21 protein-coding genes are annotated in these 24971 nt (G+C 56.0%); 18 read left to right on the plus strand and 3 right to left on the minus strand.

The genetic code is table 11. From position 1 onward, the window contains the following. The first annotated feature begins 20 nt into the window (after positions 1–20). The 8 genes from ABD949_RS10945 to ABD949_RS10980 all read left to right on the plus strand — a co-directional run bounded on the left by ABD949_RS10945 (position 21) and on the right by ABD949_RS10980 (position 8604). Entirely contained in the window at positions 21–806 is a 786-nt protein-coding gene (locus ABD949_RS10945) for an SDR family NAD(P)-dependent oxidoreductase (protein ID WP_345243379.1), read from the plus strand. Between the two features lie 187 nt (positions 807–993). Continuing rightward, positions 994–1443 carry an SRPBCC family protein gene (locus ABD949_RS10950; RefSeq protein ID WP_345243380.1) on the plus strand — a complete coding sequence of 150 codons (450 nt, stop codon included), beginning with the start codon at positions 994–996 and terminating at the stop codon, positions 1441–1443. Positions 1444–1512: 69 nt separating this feature from the next. After that, on the plus strand, positions 1513–2004 hold the full coding sequence (locus tag ABD949_RS10955) for a (2Fe-2S)-binding protein (protein WP_345243382.1): 492 nt from the start codon (positions 1513–1515) through the stop codon (positions 2002–2004). Next, positions 2001–4409, plus strand: a complete 2409-nt coding sequence (locus ABD949_RS10960) for a xanthine dehydrogenase family protein molybdopterin-binding subunit (protein WP_345243384.1) — start codon at positions 2001–2003, stop codon at positions 4407–4409. Before ABD949_RS10955 ends, ABD949_RS10960 begins: the two co-directional genes overlap by 4 nt. 40 nt (positions 4410–4449) lie before the next feature. Beyond that, on the plus strand, positions 4450–5289 hold the full coding sequence (locus ABD949_RS10965; RefSeq protein ID WP_345243385.1) for an FAD binding domain-containing protein: 840 nt from the start codon (positions 4450–4452) through the stop codon (positions 5287–5289). A gap of 144 nt (positions 5290–5433) precedes the next feature. After that, positions 5434–6342, plus strand: a complete 909-nt coding sequence (locus ABD949_RS10970; protein ID WP_345243387.1) for an AAA family ATPase — start codon at positions 5434–5436, stop codon at positions 6340–6342. Continuing rightward, the gene (locus ABD949_RS10975; RefSeq protein ID WP_345243389.1) at positions 6339–7460 is read left to right on the plus strand and encodes a vWA domain-containing protein; all 1122 of its coding nucleotides are present in this window, start codon (positions 6339–6341) and stop codon (positions 7458–7460) included. The genes ABD949_RS10970 and ABD949_RS10975 overlap by 4 nt, the downstream gene beginning before the upstream one ends. Positions 7461–7536: 76 nt before the next feature. Further along, complete coding sequence (locus tag ABD949_RS10980; protein ID WP_345243391.1) at positions 7537–8604, plus strand: Ldh family oxidoreductase; 1068 nt, start codon at positions 7537–7539, stop codon at positions 8602–8604. A gap of 88 nt (positions 8605–8692) precedes the next feature. Here the strand turns inward: ABD949_RS10980 and ABD949_RS10985 are convergent, their stop codons facing one another. After that, positions 8693–10240 (minus strand): DUF5723 family protein, encoded by a 1548-nt coding sequence (locus ABD949_RS10985; protein ID WP_345243393.1) that lies wholly within the window; start codon positions 10238–10240, stop codon positions 8693–8695. A gap of 115 nt (positions 10241–10355) precedes the next feature. Here ABD949_RS10985 and ABD949_RS10990 point away from each other — a divergent pair, with 115 nt between their 5' ends. Both ABD949_RS10990 and ABD949_RS10995 read left to right on the plus strand, forming a co-directional pair. Continuing rightward, positions 10356–11843, plus strand: coding sequence for a circularly permuted type 2 ATP-grasp protein (locus ABD949_RS10990; protein ID WP_345243395.1), 1488 nt, complete (start codon positions 10356–10358; stop codon positions 11841–11843). Between the two features lie 80 nt (positions 11844–11923). Further along, positions 11924–14809 (plus strand): T9SS type B sorting domain-containing protein, encoded by a 2886-nt coding sequence (locus ABD949_RS10995; RefSeq protein WP_345243397.1) that lies wholly within the window; start codon positions 11924–11926, stop codon positions 14807–14809. A gap of 93 nt (positions 14810–14902) precedes the next feature. Here ABD949_RS10995 and ABD949_RS11000 read toward each other — a convergent pair whose 3' ends face one another. After that, on the minus strand, positions 14903–15616 hold the full coding sequence (locus ABD949_RS11000; RefSeq protein ID WP_345243399.1) for a YebC/PmpR family DNA-binding transcriptional regulator: 714 nt from the start codon (positions 15614–15616) through the stop codon (positions 14903–14905). Positions 15617–15724: 108 nt separating this feature from the next. Then, on the minus strand, positions 15725–16975 hold the full coding sequence (gene lysA / locus ABD949_RS11005; protein ID WP_345243401.1) for a diaminopimelate decarboxylase: 1251 nt from the start codon (positions 16973–16975) through the stop codon (positions 15725–15727). Positions 16976–17037: 62 nt separating this feature from the next. Here lysA and ABD949_RS11010 point away from each other — a divergent pair, with 62 nt between their 5' ends. The 8 genes from ABD949_RS11010 (at position 17038) to ABD949_RS11045 (ending at position 24931) form a co-directional block, all read left to right on the plus strand. Beyond that, positions 17038–17805 (plus strand): DUF7800 domain-containing protein, encoded by a 768-nt coding sequence (locus ABD949_RS11010; RefSeq protein WP_345243403.1) that lies wholly within the window; start codon positions 17038–17040, stop codon positions 17803–17805. A gap of 18 nt (positions 17806–17823) precedes the next feature. Then, positions 17824–18360, plus strand: a complete 537-nt coding sequence (locus ABD949_RS11015) for an alkaline phosphatase D family protein (protein ID WP_345243600.1) — start codon at positions 17824–17826, stop codon at positions 18358–18360. 126 nt (positions 18361–18486) lie between these two features. After that, positions 18487–19635, plus strand: a complete 1149-nt coding sequence (locus ABD949_RS11020; RefSeq protein WP_345243405.1) for a fasciclin domain-containing protein — start codon at positions 18487–18489, stop codon at positions 19633–19635. A gap of 147 nt (positions 19636–19782) precedes the next feature. Further along, positions 19783–20349 (plus strand): RNA polymerase sigma factor, encoded by a 567-nt coding sequence (locus tag ABD949_RS11025; protein WP_345243406.1) that lies wholly within the window; start codon positions 19783–19785, stop codon positions 20347–20349. Continuing rightward, positions 20346–21158 (plus strand): anti-sigma factor, encoded by an 813-nt coding sequence (locus tag ABD949_RS11030; RefSeq protein WP_345243408.1) that lies wholly within the window; start codon positions 20346–20348, stop codon positions 21156–21158. Before ABD949_RS11025 ends, ABD949_RS11030 begins: the two co-directional genes overlap by 4 nt. Positions 21159–21238: 80 nt before the next feature. After that, on the plus strand, positions 21239–21763 hold the full coding sequence (msrB, locus tag ABD949_RS11035) for a peptide-methionine (R)-S-oxide reductase MsrB (protein WP_345243410.1): 525 nt from the start codon (positions 21239–21241) through the stop codon (positions 21761–21763). Positions 21764–21908: 145 nt separating this feature from the next. Further along, positions 21909–24443 carry a penicillin-binding protein 1A gene (locus ABD949_RS11040; RefSeq protein WP_345243412.1) on the plus strand — a complete coding sequence of 845 codons (2535 nt, stop codon included), beginning with the start codon at positions 21909–21911 and terminating at the stop codon, positions 24441–24443. Positions 24444–24538: 95 nt separating this feature from the next. After that, the gene (locus ABD949_RS11045; RefSeq protein ID WP_345243413.1) at positions 24539–24931 is read left to right on the plus strand and encodes a hypothetical protein; all 393 of its coding nucleotides are present in this window, start codon (positions 24539–24541) and stop codon (positions 24929–24931) included. Positions 24932–24971: the final 40 nt, after the last annotated feature.

Raw genomic sequence — 24971 nt, forward strand, 5'->3', positions numbered from 1 at the left:
CGAACTCCACCCTTCCAACTATGTCCACAGAACTTCTTCCCGGCGTAAAACAATTCGATCTCACCGGCCGGGTCGCCATTATTACCGGCGGATCCAAAGGCCTCGGCCTGGCGATGGCCGCCGGCCTGGCTTCGGCCGGGGCTAATGTGATGCTCGTCAACCGCAACGCCGATGAGGGTGCCCAGGCCGCCCGACAGCTGAATGAGGACTACGGAACACAAGCCCTTTCGTTCCCCGCCGATATTACCAGTCAGCCGCATACCGAGGCTATGGCGCAGGCCGCTATGGATGCCTTCGGCCGAATCGATATTCTGATCAACAGCGCAGGCATCAACATCCGGGGCCCCATTGATGAACTGACGCCGGCGGATTTTGGCAAGGTGATGGACGTAAACGTGACCGGCACCTGGCTCTGCTGCCGGGCCGTAACGCCAATTATGAAACAGCAGAACAGCGGCCGGATCATTAACCTGGCCAGCACCCTGGGGCTCGTTGGTCTGGCCAACCGCACGCCCTATACCGCCAGCAAAGGCGCTGTCGTGCAGATGACCCGCGCTCTGGCCCTGGAACTTGCGCCGTTCAACATCAACGTCAACGCCATTTGCCCCGGCCCGTTCCTGACCGAAATGAACCTCCCCATTGCCGACACCGAAGAGGGTAAAAAATTTGTGGTGGGTGCTACGGCGCTGGGCCGGTGGGGGCATATGCGGGAAATACAGGGAGCCGCCATCTTCCTGGCGAGCGATGCGGCCAGCTACCTGGTCGGCTCCATGCTGACCGTCGACGGCGGCTGGACCGCCCGATAAGCGAGCGTGTAAACAGATAATCCGGTACGGTAGATAAATTGACGGCCGGATTATTTAAAAATTCATCTTTATGATATAATAATTCAACTGTAAAGTTAGATTTTTTCCTACCTTTCAAGCCTGTGCAAGCAATCTGGTAACAGCTTCTTGCCGTATGCATTATCCAAAGCCCATAACTAACTGATTTATGCAGCTTACAGGTAAACAGGTCTTGAATGCCCCTCCTACCAAAGTCTGGGATATGCTGATGGATACCGACACATTGGCCAAAGTGATTCCCGGCATTACCTCCCTGGAGCGGGTCGGCGACAACGCCTTTGTCTCCAAGCTCCAGATCAAACTCGGCCCGGTGAATGGCTCTTTCTCGGGTAATCTTCAGTTGGAAGATATTACGGAGCACAAAAACTTCACGCTGAAAGTACAGCAGAACAGCAAGATCGGGAATACCAACGCGGCCGTTAAAGTAGACCTCACCCCCGTTGATGATAATCAGACCGAGGTGACCTTCGACGGCGACGCCAAACTGACCGGCATCCTGGCCGGCATGGGCCAGCGGGTCATTGGCGGGGTAGCCAACACCCTCACCAAACAGTTTTTTACCAACCTGGAACGGGAACTCGACAACAGCGGCTCCTGATCTGGCTTTGTGTCGACAGCATTCTGTTCATAGCTCTTAATCAACTTACAAACCCCCAATTTCACGACTATGCAAATCCACGTAAAGGTCAACGGTGTGGACTACACCCACGACGTTGAACCCCGGATGCTGCTGGTGCATTACCTGCGTGATGTGGTCCGCCTGACGGGCACCCACGTTGGCTGCGACACCAGCATCTGCGGAGCCTGCACCATCCACCTCAACAATCAGCCGACCAAAAGCTGCACCGTATTTGCCGTACAGGCCGATGGCTGCGAAATCACGACGGTTGAAGGCCTGGCCGGCGAAGAGCTTCACCCGCTCCAGGAAGGTTTCAACGAAAAGCATGGGCTGCAATGCGGCTTCTGCACGCCCGGCATCATCATGACCATGGCCGATTTCCTGGATCATAACGAGAATCCGTCCGAAGAAGAAATCCGCCACGCGCTGAAAGGACACCTGTGCCGCTGCACGGGCTATCACAACATCATCAAATCGGTGCAGTACGCGGCCGATAAGAAGAAACAATCCACAACCCAAACACAGGAGGTACCCGTATGAGCGCGCCGAACGGAAGCAACGGAGACGGCCGGCTGATCGGAAAGTCCATCAAGCGGGTCGAGGACAAACGGTTTATTACCGGCAAGGGTAAATATACCGACGACATTATTCTGCACGGACAAACGTACGCCCACTTTGTACGCAGTCCCTACGCCCACGCCCGCATCCTGAACGTGGATACCAGTGAAGCCCGGAATATGCCCGGCGTCATCGCTATCTATACCGGTGCCGACGTAGCGGCACTCAACGGGGTACCCTGCGGCTGGCAGGTAAACTTCAAGAATGGCGATACCATGAAGGAGCCCAAGCACCCCCTGCTGGTGGCCGACAAAGCCCGCCATGTGGGTGATGCGGTGGCAGTGGTCATTGCCGAGTCCCGTAACCAGGCTAAAGAGGCCGCCCTCGCGGTGATGGTCGATTACGAAGAATTGCCACCAATCGTCAACGCAGCCGAGGCCGTAAAGCCCAACGCTCCTCAGGTACACGATGATGCCCCAAATAATACCTGTTTCGACTGGGAGTTGGGTAACCCGAAAGAAGAGGTAGACCAGGCGATGGCTGCTGCCGCCCACGTTACGACCCTGGAGTTTATCAACCAGCGCATGGTGCCCAACGCCATTGAGCCGCGTTGCTACAACGCTTCTTATGATGAAACCAGCGAAAAGTACACACTTTACACCAGCACCCAGAACCCGCACGTTATTCGCTTGTTGATGTGTGCCTTTGTGCTGGGCATTCCGGAACATAAAGTCCGGGTAGTGGGACCAGATGTAGGCGGAGGATTTGGCAGCAAAATTTTCCATTATACGGAAGAAGCGCTGCTCACGTACCTTTCCAAACAGGTAAAGCGGCCAATCAAATGGACTTCGGAACGGACCGAAAGCTTTTTAACCGATGCTCACGGCCGGGATCACATTTCCAAAGCAGAAATGGGCTTCGACCAGGACGGTAAAGTGCTGGCCCTGCGGGTAAAGACTTATGCCAATCTGGGTGCTTACCTATCTACGTTCGGACCGTGTGTGCCTACCTACCTGCACGGTACGCTGCTGCAGGGCTTATACACAACGCCTAAGATCAACGTAGATGTGACCGGGGTATTCACCAATACAACACCCGTCGATGCGTATCGCGGAGCCGGACGGCCCGAAGCGACCTACCTGCTGGAGCGTATATTTGACCTGGCCGCCCTGGAAATGGGTGTGGACCCGGCCGAACTTCGGTTCAAAAACTTCATTCCGCCGTTCGATGGGGTAAACGAGCCGGGTTATCAAACCCAGGTAGCGCTACAGTACGACAGCGGCAACTATCATGGCGTACTGGAAAAGGGCCTGGAGATGCTGGGCTACGAAGATTTCCGGAGACAGCAGAAGGAAGCGGCCCATAACGGCAAACTGCTTGGCGTCGGGTTCAGCACCTACATCGAAGCCTGCGGTATTGCGCCATCAGCGGTTGTGGGGTCACTGGGTGCCCGCGCCGGTTTGTTTGAAGTGGGCCAGGTAAGAGTACAGCCAACGGGTAAGGTTAGCGTGTTTACCGGCTCGCACTCGCACGGGCAGGGCCACGAAACCACCTTTGCGCAGGTAGTGGCCGACAAACTGGGCATCCCGATGGATGATGTCGATATCATCCACGGCGACAGCGACACCGTAGCCTTTGGTATGGGTACTTACGGTTCACGCAGCCTCGCGGTCGGGGGTTCAGCCATTATGCGGAGCATTGATAAGATCGTGGAGAAGGGCAAGAAAATAGCCGCTCACAAGCTGGAAGCCAGCGCCGACGATATCGAGTTTGACCACGGCAAATTTACGGTGAAGGGCACCGACAAAGCCCTGAGCTTCGGGGACATTGCCCTGACGGCCTATGTACCGCACGTTTACCCGGCCGATCTGGAACCCGGTCTCGACTTCAGCAGTTTCTACGATCCCACCAACTTTACCTATCCGTTCGGCTGCCATATTGCTGTGGTCGAGGTGGATAAAGATACCGGGGCGGTGACGCTGAAGCGGTTCATTGCCGTTGATGACGTGGGTAATATCATCAACCCGATGATTGTGGAAGGGCAAATTCACGGGGGTATTGCCCAGGGTGTTGGTCAGGCCATGTTTGAAGGAGCCGAGTACGACGAGGACGGGCAGTTGATCAATGCTTCCTACATGGATTATTGCATGCCCCGCGCCGATGATCTGCCGATGTTTGAAACCGCCCACCAGGTAACGCCCTGCCCGCACAACCCGCTGGGCGTGAAGGGCGCCGGTGAGGCTGGTACGATTGGGTCGACGCCGGCGGTGGTCAACGCGGTCATTGATGCGCTTTGGAGCGGTGGTCATAAAGTGAAGGATGTCCGGATGCCGATGACCTCAGAGCGCGTATGGCGTGCCATGCAGACCAGCAGTAGCAGTTATTGACAAATCGGTAAGACACCCGTAAACCTTCAAGCACACAACTATGGTTACCGTTGATTTTGACTATAAAAAAGCCAGTACGGTAGAAGAAGCCCTGGAGGCTTTGGCGAGCCGTGAAGGCAAACTTCTGGCGGGGGGCTACAGCCTGATACCGTCCATGAAACTGCGGCTGAGCCAGCCCGAATTTCTGATCGATATTTCGAGCATCTCTTCCCTGAAAGGGATTCAGGAGGAAAACGGCTATATTGTGATCCGGGCGGGCACCACCCATGCCGAGATCCACGACAACGCGCTAATTCAGGAGAATCTCTCCTTTTTTCACAAAGCGGCCAGCGTAATCGGCGATGTGCAGGTCCGCAACCGGGGCACCATCGGCGGCAGCCTGGCCCATGCCGACCCGGCCGCCGACTGGCCGGCGCTCGTGCTGGCCGCCGATGCCGTCATTGATGTGGTCAGCCGCAATGGAAGCCGGAGCATCAACGCAACGGACTTTTTCACGGGGCTGTTTTCCACGGCGCTCGAAGAGAATGAACTCATCACCGCGATCCGCATTCCGGTGCCGGCCGAGGGTACCCGTACCGTGTATATGAAGTACGAGCACCCGGCGTCAAGGTTCGCCATTGTGGGCTGTGCGATTATGCGCTTCCCCGACGGCAAGACCAACATTGCCTTCACGGGTGCTGCGGAGTACGCCTTCCGGGATACGGCCGCCGAACAGGCCCTGGCGGGTAAAGCGCTGGATGGGGCAGCCATTGAAGCGGCCGTGAATGCCGCCCTTCAGGGTCAGGATGTCTCCTTTATGGGCGATTATTATGCGTCTGCCGAATACCGGCAGCACCTGGCGAAAGTGTATCTGAAGCGGGCGCTGGAAGCTGTGGTTTAGTTTTTTAGTTATTAACCTTTTAGCTATTACACAGAGACACACAGAGGAGACACAGAGATTCGCAGAGAATTAAAATAAACTCTGTGTATCTCCGTGTCACCTCTGTGACTCTCTGTGTAATAATTTTTTAAGCAAACAACCACATTGAATAACCATCAACAACCTACCCTAGCAGACATCAGCAACCTGTTGCAGGAGCAGGGCTACATTACCGACGCGTCAGTGTCTATGTCTGTGTTCCTGTCGCTTAAACTCAACAAGCCCCTGCTGATTGAAGGCCCGGCGGGCGTGGGCAAAACCGAAATTGCTAAAGTGATGGCCCGTGCTCTCCAGACGGACCTGATCCGCCTGCAATGCTACGAGGGTCTGGACGCTACCCACGCCCTGTACGAGTGGAACTACCAGCGGCAGTTGCTGCACCTGAAAATGGTGGAGAACCAGCCGCAGTCGGTGGACGAAAAAGAGCAGACCATCTTCAGCGACAGCTTCCTGATGAAGCGGCCGCTACTCCAAGCCATTACCCACCACCGGAAGCCGGTCCTGCTGATCGACGAGGTAGACCGCTCCGACGAAGAGTTTGAAAGCTTTTTGCTGGAAGTCCTCAGCGACTGGCAGATCACCATTCCCGAAACCGGTACCATCAAAGCCACCCACATTCCGCAGGTCATCCTGACCAGCAACCGCATCCGCGAGCTGTCGGAAGCCCTCCGCCGGCGCTGCCTGTACCTCTACATCGGCTACCCCGACTTTGAAAAAGAATACTTGATCGTGCGGAACAAAGTGCCCGGCATTGACGCCCGGCTCGGCGAGCAGATCTGCCGGTTTATGCAGCAGCTCCGCACCCTGAAGCTGGAGAAAACGCCTGGTATTGCCGAGACGCTGGACTGGGCACTGGCCCTGTCGGCCCTGCACATCGACCACCTTGATAAGAACATTGTGGAGCAAACCCTGGGCGTGGTGCTGAAAGACTGGCACGATACCCGGCAGGTGCAGCTGAGCCTCACCGAATTGATGGAAAAGACCGGCATCCACTCCAAACTCGATAGTCTTTGATTAGCCGCCAGACGTCCCTTTCCCGGAATATTGTGCAGTTCTGCCGCTTTCTGCGGCACAAAGGATTTGCGTTGAGCGTAGACGACGAAACCACCGCGCTGAACGCCCTGCAATTTATCGATTACCGCAGCAATGAGGTGTTCCGCCTGGCGCTCAGGGCCGTGCTGTGCCGCAGCCGCAGCCAGCTTGACCAGTTCGATGCGCTGTTTTTCGACTATTGGAAGGAACTGGAGAAAGCGATTGATGCCAAAGAAAAACAGCAGACGAAACCGGCGCTGAAACCCGGCGTCAACCAGGACTCGTTTAAAGCCTTAAAATCGTGGCTGGCGGGCAATAAGAACGAAGAGATTGAGCAGACCGCTTCCTACAGCACCCACCAGAATCTGGCGCAGCAGGATTTCTCTTCCGTTCCGGCCGACGAACTGGATGAGATCATGAAAAGCATTAAAGCGCTATCGCGACGACTGGCGGCCCAAAGTAACCGGCGCTACGAAAAATCGGCGAAAGTAAACCTGCCCGACCTGCGGCAGACGCTCCGGAAAAATATGCGGCATGGCGGAGAACTGATGCACATCATGTTCCGAAAGCCCAAGCGTAACCGCACCAAGCTGGTGGTACTGTGCGATGTAAGCCAGTCGATGGACCTATACTCGGCGTTTCTGCTCCAATTTATGTACTCGTTTCAGCAGGTCTTTCGCCGGATTGAGACTTTTGCCTTCAGCACCTCGCTGCAACCAATTACCAGCCTGTTGAAGCAAAATGATTTCACCAGCTCCCTGAAGGCCATCAGTGCCCAGAACCGGAGCTGGAGTGGCGGCACCCGTATCGGCGAAAGCCTGCACCAGTTTGTGACCGAATACGCTGCCAGACTGCTCGACAAACGGACCATCGTTATTATCCTGAGCGACGGCTGGGACACCGGCGATATTACCCTGCTCCGGCAGAGTATGGAAGTTATCCACGCCAGGTCAAAGAAGGTAATCTGGCTGAATCCCCTGGCCGGCTACACGGCTTACCGCCCGGCTGTAGCAGGTATGCAGACGGCCCTGCCCTTTGTCGATGTCTTTGCTCCCGTCCATAATGTTGATTCGTTGCGCAGGCTGGGCAGGTGGCTTTAGCACCTCGTCACCATTTTTCATCTCCTTTTTTACCTTTCTCCCCACTTGTTTGCCGCCCCCTCCTATTTTTGCGGGTATGATTGCTGCAGACCAACTCCGACACTTTACCCAACAGATATTTCTGGCCATCGGCTGCTCCGAGGCCGATGCTACCTTAGCCGCCGATGTGCTCGTCAGCGCCGACCTTCGGGGCGTCGACTCCCACGGTGTTGCCCGGTTGCCAGGTTACGTCCGGCTCTACGACCTCGGCCGGCTAAATCCTCAGCCCAACATTCAGATCGTTCACGAGAGCCCCTCCACCGCTGTGGTTGACGGGGACCGGGGGCTGGGCCTGGTAGTAGGTCCCTGGGCCATGCAGGTAGCCATTGAAAAAGCCCGGCAGGCCGGTACCGGCTGGGTAGCCGTGCGCAACTCCAATCACTTCGGTATTGCGGGATACCACGCCATGCTGGCGGTGGAGCACGACATGATTGGCCAGGCCATGACCCATGCCGCTCCGCTGGTAGCACCCACGTTCTCGCTCGACAAGCTGCTGGGCACTAATCCCATTGCGGTAGCGGTACCGGCCCTGTCGGAGCCGCCGTTCCTGGCCGACTTTGCCTCAACCGCCGTGGCCTATGGAAAGCTGGAAATCCTGCAACGCAAAGGCCAGGCAGTCCCGCTCGGCTGGGCGCAGGATGCCGATGGCCAGCCCACGAGCGACTCCAACGCCGTCCGCAACGGTGGTGCGTTGCTGCCGCTCGGCTCCGACCGCGAACACGGTAGCCACAAAGGGTATGGACTGGGAGCTATTGTCGATATTTTCTCGGGTGTGTTATCGGGTGCCAACTACGGTCCGTGGGTACCGCCCTTTGCCACCGCCGGTTTTATGAGTGCCCAGGAAGGTGTGGGTATAGGTACCGGCCATTTCTTCGGTGCCATGCGGATTGATGCGTTCCGGCCTGCCGAGGACTTCAAATGGCATATGGACACCTGGATTCAGCGGTTCCGCAACGCCCGCGCCGTGGACGGCCACCAGGTGCTCATTCCTGGCGACCCCGAGCGCGAGATGGAAGCCCGGCGTCTCTCAGAGGGTATTCCGGTGCTGGAACCTGTGGTTAAAAGTCTGGAAGACCTGGGAGAGCGGTTTGGAATTCGGTTGTAATGTTTAGAGTTTCAGGTTTCAAGTTCCACGTTTCAACAACGCACCAGTTAGCGGCAGCAACTTGAAACGTGAAACCTGAAACTCTAAACTACCTCCTAAACAACTTCCACTTCCGCTCCCCCGGTTCGTAACACTGGTTCGGGTTTTTGGGGCCGGGGCGGAAGAGCGGAATAAACGCACCGGCGTAAAAATTGGCTCCACGGGGCCGGCCAATTCCGAGCACGCCCGGCAGGTGATCGGTTCCCATATAAACAGGGCCGAGCCGGGCCGCCAGGCCAAAGGTAAGGTTCGTGTAATTACCCTGTAGCGAAACCGGCAGGGCTACCTCGGCCCAGCGGGTTTCGTAGCGGGGGGTTACGGCCAGCACCGCCGGTGTATAAAAACCGACGGATTTTACCGGCATCACCCCCTGGTACCAGGTAGCGCTGACGTAGACATTTTCCTGCACTTTATAATCTACGTTTACATTCAGCGCTGCGGGCAGGGCCGACCAAAACGACGTCTGGCGTTTGTCGGCGGGTAGCTCCAGCGTCCGGTCGATGGTAGCCAGGTAATCATCCATCCCGGATACACCCAGAAACATGGTGCGGGTCAGGCGTTTGTTGGTTATGTTCACGTCGTGTTGCGTTACGTAGGCCGGATTCCGGTACCGGATGGCCCCGATGTCGGTCAGCGCCACCGACACGCGGTACTGGTATTTGTTCTTCGTGCCGTCGTAGCGCCGTTCGCCCCGGTCGGTGTAGCGGTAGCGCCGGGCCTCGGGGCGGTACTCGTACACCACACCCAGATCAAGGCCCCAGCCTCCGCCCGCCGACTGCCGGCCGAGCAGCCATCCCGGCGTAGGGCGGGCCCCGGTAAATGCGCCCTCGGTGGTGTAGCCATAGGTAGCCTCGGCGCTGCGGATGTTCAGCGCCAGCATGTTGAACACCCGGCGATCCCGCACGAGCTGGTGAGAGGCATCATCGATAATCAGGTGGGTGTTATACATACCCACGACCCGCTTGGCGGTGATACCCACTTTCCAGAACTGCTCCTCATCCTCCTGCAACACATACCCAAAGGTCGCGGCCAGCTCACCGTACGCATTGGCGTTTACGTCCCCCGACTGATTTTCGTAGATTGTACCCGGCAGGTTTGCCTCCAGCGGCACGCCATTGCGCATAAAGCGGGCCGTCGGTTCATCAATCTTTCGGGCACTCATCCCAACCCGAACCCGGGAGGTCAGCCCCAGGCCCATGCGTCCGCCTTTCATGTTGATCAACAGTCCCGGTCCCCGTACCTCACCGCCCATAAACAAGCGTTTATCACGGCCATTCAGGGTCTCAGGCAGGTAGTTATACGGAAAAACAAGTTGGCCGCGGGCGTTCCGGTACCGGGCGGGTACGGTATTGGTCAGCAGGCTCACCAGCGAATACGGGGCTGCGTACCGCATATAGTTGGTGTGGACGTAGGTGTCGAAACCCGCCAGATTGATGAAGAGCCGGTAGCGGGAATCGGCGGCCTGCGCCGGCTGCTGGTAGAGCGCATTGGTACCGGCATAATTGCTCGATGCTATCCCCAGCCAGTGCTGAGCGTTTGCCGGACGGATGCCCAACAGGGCCAATAACCATACGCCGAAAAAGGTAAATTTCTGCATAGTCAGGTAAGGGTAGGTAAAGGTAACCAGATACCGCATTAAGCACTAGTCGTTTGATAAAATTTGCCCACCAGGTACAAATACCATATATTGTTCCAAATTAACCGTAATGCGTATGGCATTTCAACTGCAAACCAGCGGTTCTACCGCTCAATCTCAGACGCAACCATCGAGCAACTTCTCCTTTGGCGATTATCAGACAGAAGGCTTTTATGATGAAATGTTTCTGTCCGACAATCAGGTAAGGCCAGGTTATCTTCCTTTTTTCCAACGGGTCGAGCAGCTTACGCGTAACGAACTGATCAGCCGGCAACATGCCGCCGAGCGGGCGCTGATGTCGATGGGAATTACCTTCAACGTGTACGCGGAGGGCGAAGGCACGGAGCGCATTATGCCCATTGATATTATTCCCCGCATTATTGAAGCCCAGGAATGGAACCGACTGGAGCAGGGACTCATTCAACGGATCAAAGCCCTCAACCTGTTTATCGACGATGTATATAATGACCAGCATATCCTTAACGACGGAATTGTCCCCCGCGACCTGATCGAGTCCAGCAAATGTTATTTACCGGCCTGTCTGGGACTAAAGCCCCCCAAAGGCATCTGGTGCCACATTACCGGCACCGACCTGATCCGGGGCGAAGACGCCCAGTATATGGTGCTGGAGGATAACCTCCGCTGCCCGTCGGGCGTCTCCTACATGCTCGAAAACCGGGAACTGACCAAGCAGACGTTCCCGGAAGTTCTGGCCCACACGGGGGTCCGGCCGGTATCCGATTACCCTACCCGCCTGCTGCAAATGCTGCAGCACATCGCCGACCGCCCCGATCCGAACGTGGTGGTGCTGACGCCGGGCATTTATAATTCCGCTTATTTTGAGCATTCATACCTGGCCCAGCAGATGGGCGTCGAACTGGTCGATTCCAGGGACCTGGTCGTATCGGGCGGGTACGTGAAGATGCGCACCACGAAGGGCTTTGAAATTGTGGATGTGATCTACCGCCGGATCGACGATACCTTTATCGATCCGAAGGTATTCAACCCCGACTCGCTCATTGGGGTGCCGGGCCTTATGGATGTGTACAAGAAAGGCCGGGTAGCGCTCGCCAACGCACCCGGTACCGGCGTAGCCGACGACAAGGTAATTTATGCCTACGTACCACGCATCATCAAATACTACCTGAACGAAGATCCCATTATCCCGAACGTAAAAACCTATATCTGCCGGGAAGAAGAGGACTGCCGGTACGTACTGGAGAACATTGAACAACTGGTAGTAAAAGAGGCCAACGAAGCCGGCGGTTACGGTATGCTGATTGGTCCGAAGGCCACGAAGGCCGACCACGACCTGTTCCGGGAGAAGATCAAGGCGAACCCGCGGAACTACATTGCCCAGCCGACGATCTCCCTGTCGCGGGTACCGTGTATCGTCGACGACCATGCCGAAGGACGCCACGTTGATCTGCGCCCGTATATCCTGTACGGCGACGGCATCAACGTCATACCGGGGGGACTAACCAGGGTAGCCCTCCGCAAGGGCTCACTGGTGGTAAACTCCTCGCAGGGCGGGGGCGGCAAAGACACCTGGGTGTTGTATTGACCCCGCCTTTTTCGGATAAACAGTAAGAAAATATATACTTTTTACGGGCTTATCCGTTGATAAAAAAAATACACTATCGCATGAAATTTACCTATACTGCCTGGCTGGTTACCGTCCTGCTAATCGGGTCGTTGTGGCCGGCTGTCTCGTATGCTACCCACGTACGGGCCGGCGAAATTACCACCCGGCGTTTACCTGGCAACTCACTCACGTATGAAGTTACCCTCACTGTATACTTTGACATTGCCCGTGGAGCGGATGCCGCCCGCCAGCAGGAAACAGTAACATTCTGTTTTGGCGACGGTACCACCCAGGAAGTCAGACGACTGGCCCCCATTCCCTTACGTGGTAATCCTAACACCACTATCAACATCTACCGGACTACCCATACGTATCCGGGACCGGGTACATTTGGCATTTCTGTAGCCATTACAAACCGGAACAACGGCACCATCAACATGATGGACCCGGTTAACACCTCCTTTTATATTTCAACCACCATTTCGGTAAATGCCGCCCTGGGACTCAATAGTACGCCTGTGTTGCTGAACCCGCCCCTGGATTCAGCCCGCGTGGGACAGCGCTTCTGCCACAACCCGGCCGCCTTTGATGCGGACGGTGACAGCCTGGCTTACCGCCTGACTATTCCCCAGCAGGGCGTACCCAGTAACCCCTGCCGGGGTGTCGTGGTCAACGGCTATCGGGACCCGGCGTTGGGCATCAACCCCAGTGCCCAGAACGAAACGCAGAACGCACCGGCTACCTTCACCATCAATCCTATTACCGGCGATCTCTGCTGGGATGCGCCCGGTGCCGCCGGCCAGTATAACGTCGCCTTCATCATTGAAGAGTGGCGAAACGGGGTCCTCATCGGCGAGATTATCCGCGATATGCAGATTATTGTGACCGATAGTCCCAACCGAAGACCGCAATTGCAGGCACCCGCTGACCTCTGCGTGGAAGCCGGCACAGTCATCAACCAGACCGTCACCGCTACCGATCCCGATGGCCATCGGCTCGAACTCTCCGCTTTCGGAGGTCCTTTCAACCGGGGTCCCGACGGACAGCCTTACCCCGATGCGCTGGTAGCGCCCCAGGCGGCTACCTTCTCCACCCCCAACCAACCCCAGAACTCACCGGCCACCGGCACCTTCCGCTGGCAGACTAACTGCAATCACATTCGCCAGGAGCCCTACGACATCATCTTCCGCGCTATCGACTTCCCCGGCCGTAACGCTACCCAGCTGGCGACGCTGCAGTCCTTCCGGATCACTATCATTGGCCCCCGCCCCCAGAATCTCACCGCCCGAGCCACCGCTGGCACCACCGGTGAGCGCGCCGTGCTGCTCAACTGGAATGCCTACACCTGTGCCCCGGCCGGCTCCCAGATGATTATTTACCGCAAGGAGGGCTGCACCCCACTAACCCTTGATCCCTGCCAGACAGGACTGCCGGCCGGCTCGGGCTACACCGAGGTGGGGCGCGTACCCATTACCGCTACCTCCTTCACCGACACCCGTGAACTCAAACGCGGCATCCAGTACAGCTATGTCATTGTGGCGCAGTACCCACTGCCCCAGGGGGGCGTCAGCATTGCTTCCCAGCCCGTCTGCTTTGACCTGCCCCTGCTGGCTCCGGTACTCACCAACGTCACCGTCGATTCCACCAGCGAGACCCGTGGGGTAATTACCGTGCGCTGGACCCGCCCCCTCGGGCTCAACCCCGGTGACCTGGGCTCGCCTTACCAGTACCGCCTGCTGCGCTCTACCGGTTCGGGCACTACCAGCTTTACGCAGGTGGCTACCATCAGCACCAATCTCACCCCTGGTGTAGCCGATACCGTCTTTGTGGACCGGGGTCTAAATACCACCCAGAACGCCTACACCTACCAGCTGGAGTTCTACTTCACCAGCTCCAACGGCCAGCTCACGCGCCTGGATGCCACCGAGCCCGCCAGCAGCGTGCGGCTGAGCACCACCCCTGCCTTCCGCCAGATCCAGCTTAGCTGGCAGGCCCAGACCCCCTGGAGCAACGAGAACCAGCGCCACCGGCTCTACCGCAGCCGCACCGGCCCTAACGGACCGTTTAATCTGGTGGCCGAAGTAGCCGTGCAGGGACCAGCCACCTTTACCTATACCGACACCGGCACCGACACCTTCCTGGCCGACGGCAACACCAGTCTGCCCCTGTCGGCCGACAGCAGCTACTGCTACCGGGTGGAGACCGTAGGCCGCTATACCGATACCCGCATTCCGGTGGGGCTCTTGTACAACTTCTCGCAGATCATCTGCGCCAGTCCCATTGACACTACCCGTCCCTGCCCGCCCCAGCTCAGCCTGCAGCCTCTGGACTGTGCTGCCCTGACAGATGAGAGCTTCTGTAACCAGACTACCTTCAGCAACAACCTGAGCTGGATATATCCAGAGCGGAATGCCGGTAACCAGCTCTGCGACCAGACCGTCACCAGCTACAACATCTACTACAGCCGCTATGAGCAGGATGAGCAGTCGGAGAAGCTCACCAGCGTACCGGCACCGACTACCACCTTTGAGCACAATAACCTGACCTCGGTGGCGGGCTGCTACTACGTGACGGCGGTGAACCGTCGGGGCCTGGAGAGTGCGCCCAGCAACCGGGTGTGCAACGATAACTGTCCGGCTTACAGGCTGCCGAACGTGTTTACGCCCAACGGCGACGGGCGCAACGATGTGTTCCAGCCTATGGCGTGTCCTCGGTTTGTGGAGACGGTGGAGTTTGTGGTCTACAACCGCTGGGGAGCGAAGGTCTTCCAGACCAGTGACCCTACCCTGAACTGGAATGGGCGAAGCAGCGGAGGGCAGGAGCTGGCCTCAGGCTTATACTACTACCAGGTAACGGTGCGTTTTGCCAGTGTGAACCGCACGGCCCCTCCGGTGGTGCAGAAGGGCTGGATACAGCTGCTGCGGGATGGCGTGAGTATGCGGTAAAAATAAATGCTGAAGGGCAGACCCCTTCCGTACAAAAGGCGAACAGCCCGGCATTTGACCGGGCTGTTCGCCTTTTGTACGGAAGGCAAAGTATCAACGCATGTTGTGGTAGACGCTTTGTACGTCGTCGTCCTCTTCGATGCGCTCGATGAGTTTATCAACTTCGGCGGCTTCCTCTTCGCTGAGTTCTTTAGTATCGTTGGGGATACGCTCAAATTCGGCCTGCCTGATGTCGTAGCCTTTTTCTTCGAGGAACTTCTGGATAGCTCCGAAGGCGGTAAACTCCCCGTAGATCACCAGTTCACTGGCTTCTTCATCCAGGTCTACTTCGTCACCCCCAACGTCGATCAGTTCGAACTCCAGTTCTTCAATGTCAACACCTTCGGCAGGGATGCGGAAGACGCATTTGCGGTCGAACATAAAGTCGAGCATCCCCTGCGTGCCGAGGCTGCCGCCCAGTTTATTGAAGTAACTGCGAATGTTGGCCACCGTTCGGTTGTGGTTGTCAGTCGCCGTCTCGATAACAATAGCGATGCCGTGAGGACCGTAGCCTTCGTAGGTGATCTCTTTGTAGTCCTCCTGGTCTTTGGATGATGCCTTCTTGATTGCCCGCTCCACATTATCTTTGGGCATGTTGGCGGCTTTGGCATTCTGGATAACCGCACGCAGGCGGCCATTGGCGTGCGGATCGGGGCCACCGCTCTTCACGGCCATGGCTATTTCTTTGCCAATCTTGGTGAAGGTCTTCGACATTTGACCCCACCGCTTAAATTTTCGGGCTTTGCGATATTCAAAAGCTCTTCCCATTTTCTATGTTTCAGGTTTCACGTTCCAGATTTCAGCGTTCACGTTCCAAACCACAACGTGCAACCGCCGGGCGGCCCCGATGGAACCTGAAACCTGGAACAATATAAATTAGACAGTGACAGCATTTAGTACGGGAACATCGACCTGGTTGCGAATGAGATCGTCGAAGGTCTCACGCCGACGGATCAGGTAAGGCTGACCTTCATACACCAGCACCTCGGCCGGGCGGGGCCGCGAGTTGTAATTCGACGCCATCATGTACCCGTAGGCACCGGCGTTTTTAAAGGCCAGTATATCGCCGGGCCGCACCTCCGGCAGGTTCCGGTCGGTTGCAAACGTATCCGTTTCGCAAATATAACCGACAACGGTATAGTTTTTTTCGTCGCCGGTTGGATTTGATACGTTGACTATATCATGCCAGGCGTCATACATCATCGGCCGGATCAGGTGGTTCAGGCCGGAATTGATATGCACAAACGTCCGGCTGGGATTCTCCTTCACCACATTAGTCTGTACCAGCAGCGAGCCGCACTCACTGACCAGCAGTTTACCGGGTTCAAACCACAGTTCCAGCTCACGACCGTAGCGCTCACAGAATGCCTGGAATGCACGGGACACCTTGCTGCCCAGATCGGCCAGATCGGTCACGTGGTCGCCTTCTTTGTAGGCCACTTTAAAACCGCTACCAAAGTCCATAAACCGCAGGTCGGGGTAATCAGCCGCCAGTTCGAACAGCACCTCGGCCCCGCGCAGGAAGGCATCAGCGTTCTTGAAATCGGAACCGGTATGAATGTGCAGCCCTACCACGGGAATCCCGTATGTCTCGGTAACGGCTTTGATCTCCGGGCGCTGCAAAATGGAAATACCGAATTTAGAGTCGGCATGGCCGGTTTGAATCTTGATATTACCGCCTTCGGCAATATGCGGATTAATCCGGATGCTAACCGGAACCGCACGGCCGTACTGCCGGCCGATAAACTCCAGCAGCGGCAGGCTGTCGACGTTCAATTGAAGGCCCAGTTCAATCGCTTCTTCGATTTCGGCGAACGCTACCCCACTAGGTGTAAACAGGATCTGCTGCGGCTCAAAGCCCGCCAGCAGGCCCATCCGGGCTTCGTTAACCGACACCACGTCCAGTTCGGTACCCTGCTGGCGCATCAGCCGGAGAATGGAAATATTGGTCAGCGCTTTGGCCGCGTATTTTATTTTTAGGTTAACCCCGGTGAAGGAAGACCGGAGTTCGTTTACTTTTTCAATAATTTTGTCCGCGTCGTACACGTAGAGCGGCAAACCGAACTGCCCGGCTATATCGAGCACGTCAACCCCCTGAATCTGATATACCTGATTAGTTACCTGCATATTTCTTAAAACGAACCGCAAATATACGAATTCTGCCTCGTTGCTTCACCCCAATTTTACACATGAACGTCATTCGCATTCCACTATTTTTTCTTTGCCTGATCTATGTCTCCCACACGCTGGCTCAACTCCAATCTGGCCCGATGGTGGGCTACTCCGAAATGAAGGAGGTGATGCTCTGGGCGCAGACCCGGCAACCGGCCCGCGTACAGATTCGCTACTGGGAGCAGGGCAAACCGGCGACAAAATGGTCGACGGCCGAAGTAGTCACCGAAACCCGTGCCGCCCATACCGCTCACCTGCTCGCCGACCGGGTGCAACCGGGTAAACGCTACGAATACGAAGTACTGGTTAACGGTAAAAAAGTAGCCCTTTCGTACCCGACCCGCTTTCAGTCTCAAACGCTCTGGCAATGGCGCACCGATCCGCCCCCGTTCCGCTTCGGGTTCGGCACCTGTATGTATGTCAACGAGCCGGAGGTTGACCGGCCGGGCACACCCTATGGCTCCAACTACGGCCTGCTGACCAGTCTCACCAACCAGAAACCCGATTTTATGCTGTGGGGTGGCGACAACACGTACCTGCGGGAGGTCGACTGGAACACGCGCACCGGCGTGTTGCACCGCTACACGCACACCCGCTCGCTCAAAGAACTGCAACCCCTGCTGGCATCGGCCCACCATTACGCCATCTGGGACGACCACGATTTTGGACCCAACGACGCCGACCGGGGATTCTGGCTAAAACCGGTTACGCTGGAGGCTTTCAAGCGGTTCTGGGCCAACCCAAATTATATTTTCGACGAAGGCTGTACCGGCACCTTCCACTGAAACGATTGCCAGTTTTTTCTGCTCGATGACCGGACGTTCCGCTCCCCCAACAACGCTCCGGCCGACACCGCCCGCACGGTACTGGGTAATCGGCAGTTTCAGTGGCTGCTGGACGCCCTGAAATTCAGCCAGGCCACCTTCAAGTTTGTGGTCATTGGGGGGCAGGTGATCAACCCCGCCAGGGTCGCAGAAAACTTTGCCAACTACGCCAAAGAGCGTGAACAGCTTATTCAGGCCATTACACAGGCCAGAATTCCGGGTGTTCTGTTCCTGACCGGTGACCGCCACCACACAATTCTGCACCAGCTCGACCGCTCCGGTACCTACCCGCTTTACGACCTCACGGTTTCACCCCTGACCTCCGGCACCGCCAGGCCCGGCGACGAAGACCTGCGCCAGCCGACGGTGGTAAACGGCACGCTGGTTACGGACCATAACTTCGCCATCCTGGACGTAACCGGGCCGTTGAAAGACCGGGTACTGAGCATTAAAATCTTCGATGCCAACGGAACCCAGCGCTGGACCCGCGACATCCGGGCGACCGATCTGCGATGAAACGCCACCCCTTTCATGTGTTACCAAAACCGGCTTTTCCTCAAACTTTTCGGCTGAAAACCAGTTGAACACAAAGAGCAGGCACGCATTAATTTTTCTTGTTTTGACCTGCTACTCAACGACGTTATGAAACTGAAACTGAATAGAAGCCTGACCGCACTGGGAGCGGTGCTGTTGGGCCTGGCCGCTCAGGCCCAAAACCCGGCCACCCCCGCCGACCACGGTGGCAACGGCTCGACGCAAACCTATCCGCAAGGCGCACCAGCCCTGCGCCCGGACTCGCTGAATAATCCGAACTCAACCACAAACCGGGGCGACAAGCCCAATATGACCCGAAAGGAACGCCGGCAACTACGCCGGAACCGCGATACCAATCGCATGGAGCGTACGAATCGCAGCACCTCCAGCCAAAATACCCGGACAGGACAAAATGACGCCAACACCACAACCTATCCGATAGAGGGCAACGCCAGCACTACGCCCAGTGGCACGGGTACTCCCATGAAATCGACGGACGCCATGAGTACCGGCAGTTCAAACGCCGGCAATCAGAACGGTAACACCGGTATCAACACCATGGGAACCGCCACCGCCGGGTACACCGACACAACGAGTATGAACCGGACTACCACGACCGGCACCGCAGCCGGTATGGGTAATACCAGTTCCAATGCCGGCAACCAGAATGGTAATACGGGGATCAATGCGCAGGGCACGTCAACCAGCGGCTACACCGGTACAACTCCCGGTGCGAACACCTCCCGTACTACAGCCGGAGTGGCCAGTAATATTCCCGACATGCGATCGATGTCTATCGCGGATTTTACCTCTGCTTCGCCGGAGTACACGGTATTGGTGAATGCCCTGCAAACCACCGAGATGACAGAGTCGCTGAAGGGTGCAGGCCAGTTTACGGTCTTTGCCCCGTCGAACAGTGCTTTCAACAAACTGCCCAGCCGAACCCGCAGCAACCTGCTGAACGGGCAGAACCGCGAAACGCTGAAGCAGCTAATGGCCTATCATGTAGTTGAGGGTGTACTGGATTCGAAGGAAATTGCCCGTCGCATGAACGAAGGTAACGGCAAGACCCGCCTGCAAACGCTGGCCGGCGGTACGCTGACCGTAGAGATGGGGACCAACGGACGACTAAAGGTTACCGACGATCAGGGAGGAGTAGCCTACGTAGAAACGCCGGACAACGTGCAGTCGAACGGGATTGTTCACGGCGTCGATAAAGTCCTGCTGCCCAAGGGCATTACGGCCCGCTTCCGCTAAGCCCGTGATGAGTATATAAAGCTTAATAGTATATCAAAAGCCACCCCGGACGGATAATCTGTCCGGGGTGGCTTTTTGGCGTTATCGGATATCTGTTGTGCATTACATTGCTTTTTCGATATATTTGGCTGACACAAAAAACCCGATGTGAAAAAAGCGCAGTCTTTCGTACCGGAAGATGTCCTGATAGAAAAACTGGCCCGGCGCGATCAGCAGGCATTTCACTGGCTGTATGATCAGTATTCAGGTGCCCTTTATGGTGTGGTGTTGAAAATTGTGCGGGATGAAGAGCAGGCCAAAGATTTACTACAGGATATTTTTATTAAAATCTGGAAAAACCTGGAGGGTTACGACCCACAAAAAGGCCGGTTGTTTACCTGGCTGCTCAATATAGCCCGCAATTCAGCCATTGACGCCCTGCGGTCTGGCCGGTCAGGTGCTAATGCGACGAATTCGATATCAATCCAACCTGATGCCGAAAACGTATATATAGTAGACCGGCAGCACAATACCACCCAGCCTGATCCGGACTGGATCGGCATTCGGGAGGAAGTGAATAAACTAAGGCCGGAGCGAAAGCAGTTAATTGATATGGTCTATTTTGAGGGCTACACCCACGAAGAGGTAGCCAACCAACTAAATATCCCATTAGGAACCGTAAAGACACGTATTCGGTCTGCTTTGCAGGAACTGAAGCAGCTTTTTAAACTATGAATATCCCGGAATACCTGACATCAGGTATACTTGAATCGTATGTGCTGGGCGCGGTAAGCGACGAAGAGCGTCGGGAAGTAGAGTGCTTATCCTCTATCTACCCCGAAATCCGGCAGGAGCTCGACCGGTTATCGGCCGCCCTGGAGGACTATGCACTTTCGTACAGTGCGCTGCCTCCCATCGGCCTGAAAGAACAGATCATGGCGAAGCTCGATTTTGGTACCGAAGCTCCGCCGGTCGAAACCGAAACTCCCGTGGTGGCCTTACCTGCTGACTCGGGCCCTACCTATAAAATTACGTGGATCGCAGCAGCATCGCTGGGCCTGCTGGTGCTGATCTTTTCGTTTTTTCTGCTGAGTCAGCTCCGTCAGGCGCAGCGGATATCGGCCACTCTTCGGGATAGCAACGAAACGCTGCAGACAGAAATCCAGCGTCAGCGCGATATCCGGCAACGGAGCGAAGACCTGCTGGCTATGCTGCGACAGCCTGAAGTACGGATCATTCGCCTGAAAGGTAACGACAAAGCCCCCACGGGAGAAATGATGGTATACTGGCATCCGCACAGCCGGCAGGTGATGGTGGAGATTATGAATATGCCGCCCCTCCCGGCCAATCAGCAGTATCAGCTCTGGTCGCTGGTCAACGGGCAGCCAGTCGATGCCGGCGTATTCGACGTAACAGACGCTCCCCAGAAGATGGGTCGGGTAATTGCTCAGGCAGATGCGTTCGCCGTCACCATCGAAAAACGGGGCGGTAGCCCGGCCCCTACCCTATCGTCGCTGGTCATGATGACGCCGGTAACCTCCTGACACCATTTTAACGTTTTTTAACGCCGTACCGGAATCCTTCGGGGAGCATTCAGCGTATATACTATACAACCATGTTACTTATGAAACCTATAATAGCGCTGCTTATTCCTGTTTTTCTGCTTACCGGCGGACTCCTGGCCTGTGTAGGCCAAACCCAGCAGAACAGCCAGGTCACCGCCAGCCGGGAACCAAAGGCAACTGATTCGCCGGGGGGGCGCCGGGTGGTAAAAACCAACGCAGAATGGAAGAAGATCCTGACGGCCGACCAATACGCCGTTATGCGGGAGAAAGGCACTGAGCGGGCCGGTACCAGTCCGCTCAACCGCAACAAAGAAAAGGGAGTTTACGCCTGTGCAGGCTGCCGTAACCCGCTGTTCAGCTCGGCCGCCAAGTTCGAATCCGGCACCGGCTGGCCCAGTTTTTACGAGCCAATCGCCAAAAATGCCGTGCATGAAGAGCATGACCGCAGCTACGGTATGGATCGGGTCGAGATCCTCTGCTCGGTCTGTGACGCGCACCTGGGCCATGTCTTCGACGATGGCCCTAAACCGACCGGCTTGCGTTACTGCATGAACGGCGTAGCCCTTTCGTTCGAAAAGAAGTAAGAAACCATCCTGATAATCAAATTAATACCGGGCCGGGCTGCTATGCAGTCCGGCTTTCCGGCATTTTATCGAGAGATTTTGCGTTATATTTACAAGCCTTCACCGGGCCTGTTATCACGATAAAGTAAGCACAAATAGTCCTAATATGAGTGATTTTTGGGAGCGTCTACGCGCCTTCTTCCGTCGCATTAACCAGGGAATCCGTAATCTGCTCTATCGATTATTTGCGGCCATTGCCGGAGAAGAACGTGTGGATGGCTGGATCTCCTCATACCGCCGGTCCAGAGAAAACTTCCGTTCCTTTGTTCATCAATACATCGACCCTGATTCGCGATTTTATCCATTTCTGCGGGGGGCGGCCAAGGTCTTTTTGAACGGCCTGCTGCTCCTGGCTATCTATGTCTTTATGCTGGAAACCAACTTTCTGTGGCTGACCGGCGAAATACCCAGTGTAGAAGATCTTCGCAACCCGAAGCTAAATCAGGCATCCGAAATTTATTCGCTGGATGGGGTGGAAATCGGCAAGTTCTTTACCGAGAACCGTACGCCTATTGCGTTTAAAGATATTCCCAAACACGTAAAGGATGCCCTGATTGCTACCGAAGATATCCGCTTTTACAATCACTCTGGCATCGATACCCGCGCGTTGGGTGCTGTTGCCGTTTCGGTCATTACCGGCGGGGACCGCGGAGGAGGAAGCACCATTACGCAGCAATTGGCCAAAAACCTGTTTAAAACCCGGCGGACTTCAAAAGGGCTGCTGGGACGGATCCCCTTTGTCCGGACGGTTGTTGTGAAATCGAAAGAATGGCTGATGGCCAAAAAGCTGGAAAGCAATTTTACCAAAGAAGAGATTTTGACCTATTATTTCAACACGGTTGATTTCGGCAGCAACTCGTTCGGCCTGAAAACGGCCGCCCGTACGTACTTCAACAAGACCCCCGACAGCCTGAACGTGCAGGAAGGGGCGGTGCTGGTAGGTTTGCAGAAAGCGACAACGACATACAACCCGCTCCGGCATCCGAAACGCTCCACAGAGCGCCGGAATGTGGTGCTGAGTCAGATGGCGAAATATGGGTACCTGACCAAATCCCAGGCAGATTCGATCAGCCGGTTGCCGCTGGTAACGAACTACACACCCGAGAACCCTTCGTCTGGTCCCGCCAGCTACCTCAAGAACGCCGTGGCCGACTTTATGCAGGAATGGGGTGAACGCAAAGGGTACGACCTGTACACCAGTGGTCTGAAAATCTACACGACCATCGACTCGCGTATGCAGAAGTACGCCGATGATGCCGTAAATGAGAAAATGAAGCAGCTCCAGCAAACGTTTAACAACCACTGGAGCGGCCGCAACCCCTGGACCGACGAGAAAGGGAAAGAGATTCCGGGCTTTATCGATACCGTAGCCAAACGCACCGAGCGCTACCGGGGGCTCATCCGCCGTTTTCCCGACCAACCCGATTCGGTTCAGTACTACATGAAAGTCAAAAAGAACAAGATTAAAGTCTTTGACTGGAATAACGGTGAGCGGGAAGTTGAAATGACCCCCTATGACTCCATTGCCTATTACAAACGTTTTCTGCAGGCGGGCATGGTGGCTATGGACCCGCGCACGGGATACATACGCGCCTGGGTTGGTGGCATTGATCATACGTATTTTAAATACGACCACGTCAAACAGGCTAAACGCCAGCCGGGGTCTACCTTCAAACCGTTTGTGTACACGGCGGCCATCGACGACACTACCCTGAACCTGAGCCCCTGCGACCGGATACGGGATGAGCCTTTTCGGGTAGAAGTAGAGGAAAAAGGGGAGAAAAAATACTGGGAGCCCAAAAACTCTACCGGCTATTACAGTTATGCCAATCTGACGCTCCGCCGGGCGCTGGCGCGGTCGATCAACTCGATTACGGCGCGCCTGACCGACAGGGTCGGGCCGTCAAAGGTGGCGGACTATGCCCACCGGCTGGGCATCAAGAGCCGGCTGGCCGCGGTACCGTCTATTGGGCTCGGCTCGTCGGATGTATCGCTCTACGAGATGGTAGCCGCCTACTGCACCTTTGTCAACGAAGGAAAATACACCGAACCGCTCATCATTCAGCGGATCGAAGACCGCAACGGCAACGAAATTGAAGTATTTCAGTCGGAAAGCAAGCAGGTGATCAACCCTGAAACGGCCTTCCTGATGGTGCATATGCTACGGGGTGGTCTGGAAGAATCCGGTGGAACGTCGCAGAACCTGTGGTCGTTTAATATTTTCAGGAACGGACATCAAATGGGCGGTAAAACCGGTACTACGTCCAATAACTCCGACGGCTGGTTTATTGGTGTCTCCAACAAGCTGGTTATAGGCGCCTGGGTAGGTGGTGACGACCGCAGTATACACTTCCGGTCGACAGACCTGGGCGAAGGAGCCAAAACTGCCATGCCGCTGGTTGGGCGTTTTCTGGAGAAGGTGTACGCCGACGCTAAATTCAAGGAGTTACAGGGGCCGTTTCCGAAGCCTGCTATTCCAATTATTAAAGAATACCTCGACTGCGGGGGTGGCTACGAAGAGGAGCCTGTCGAAGAGGATACCCTGGAAGTAGAGGACGAGTTTGATGAACCAACCTTTGAGCCAACCGTGCCGACGGCACCGGAGCCAGTGCCGGATACAACGGGTAATGAGGGACAATAAATGCCGGAGACCGGGTCTGGCAGCATTTTCTCCGGTTATGCCTGAAACACCTCAGCCTGCTGTTTAGTTACTGAAATAACCAAACAGCAACGTATATGAGACATAATGCCCCAAGGCCTGAGGATATGGGGTCGGTTCCATCGGGTATGGATTTCGACCCCCGTGCGGATGAGGAGGTGATTGATCAGCAGGCTGGTGGCTCTGAATCTGAGAACCAGTATCCTGCCCCGGCCGACCAGCCGGTGTATGGATCAAATCAGACGTTTCCGAATACGGATAGCCAGACAACGAGTGAAGCCCTGCCGGGTGCCATTACGCCGGAGAATGATTTATCGAACGCCATTGCATATGCGTTGGACGGATCGGGTCCCGGCCCGACCGGCAATGAACCAACCGCTCCCGAACGGAAAGTGATAACGGAGGGCGTTACCGGGGCCGGCCCCGAAGAGGAAGAAGAAAATTTGCGGGATTCGGCACTGGTGGAGTGATAAGTTTAACAAAGAAGGGCCAGCAGAAATGCTGGCCCTT

This window comes from Nibrella saemangeumensis (genome assembly GCF_039541915.1).
Taxonomy (GTDB): Bacteria; Bacteroidota; Bacteroidia; order Cytophagales; family Spirosomataceae; genus Nibrella; species Nibrella saemangeumensis.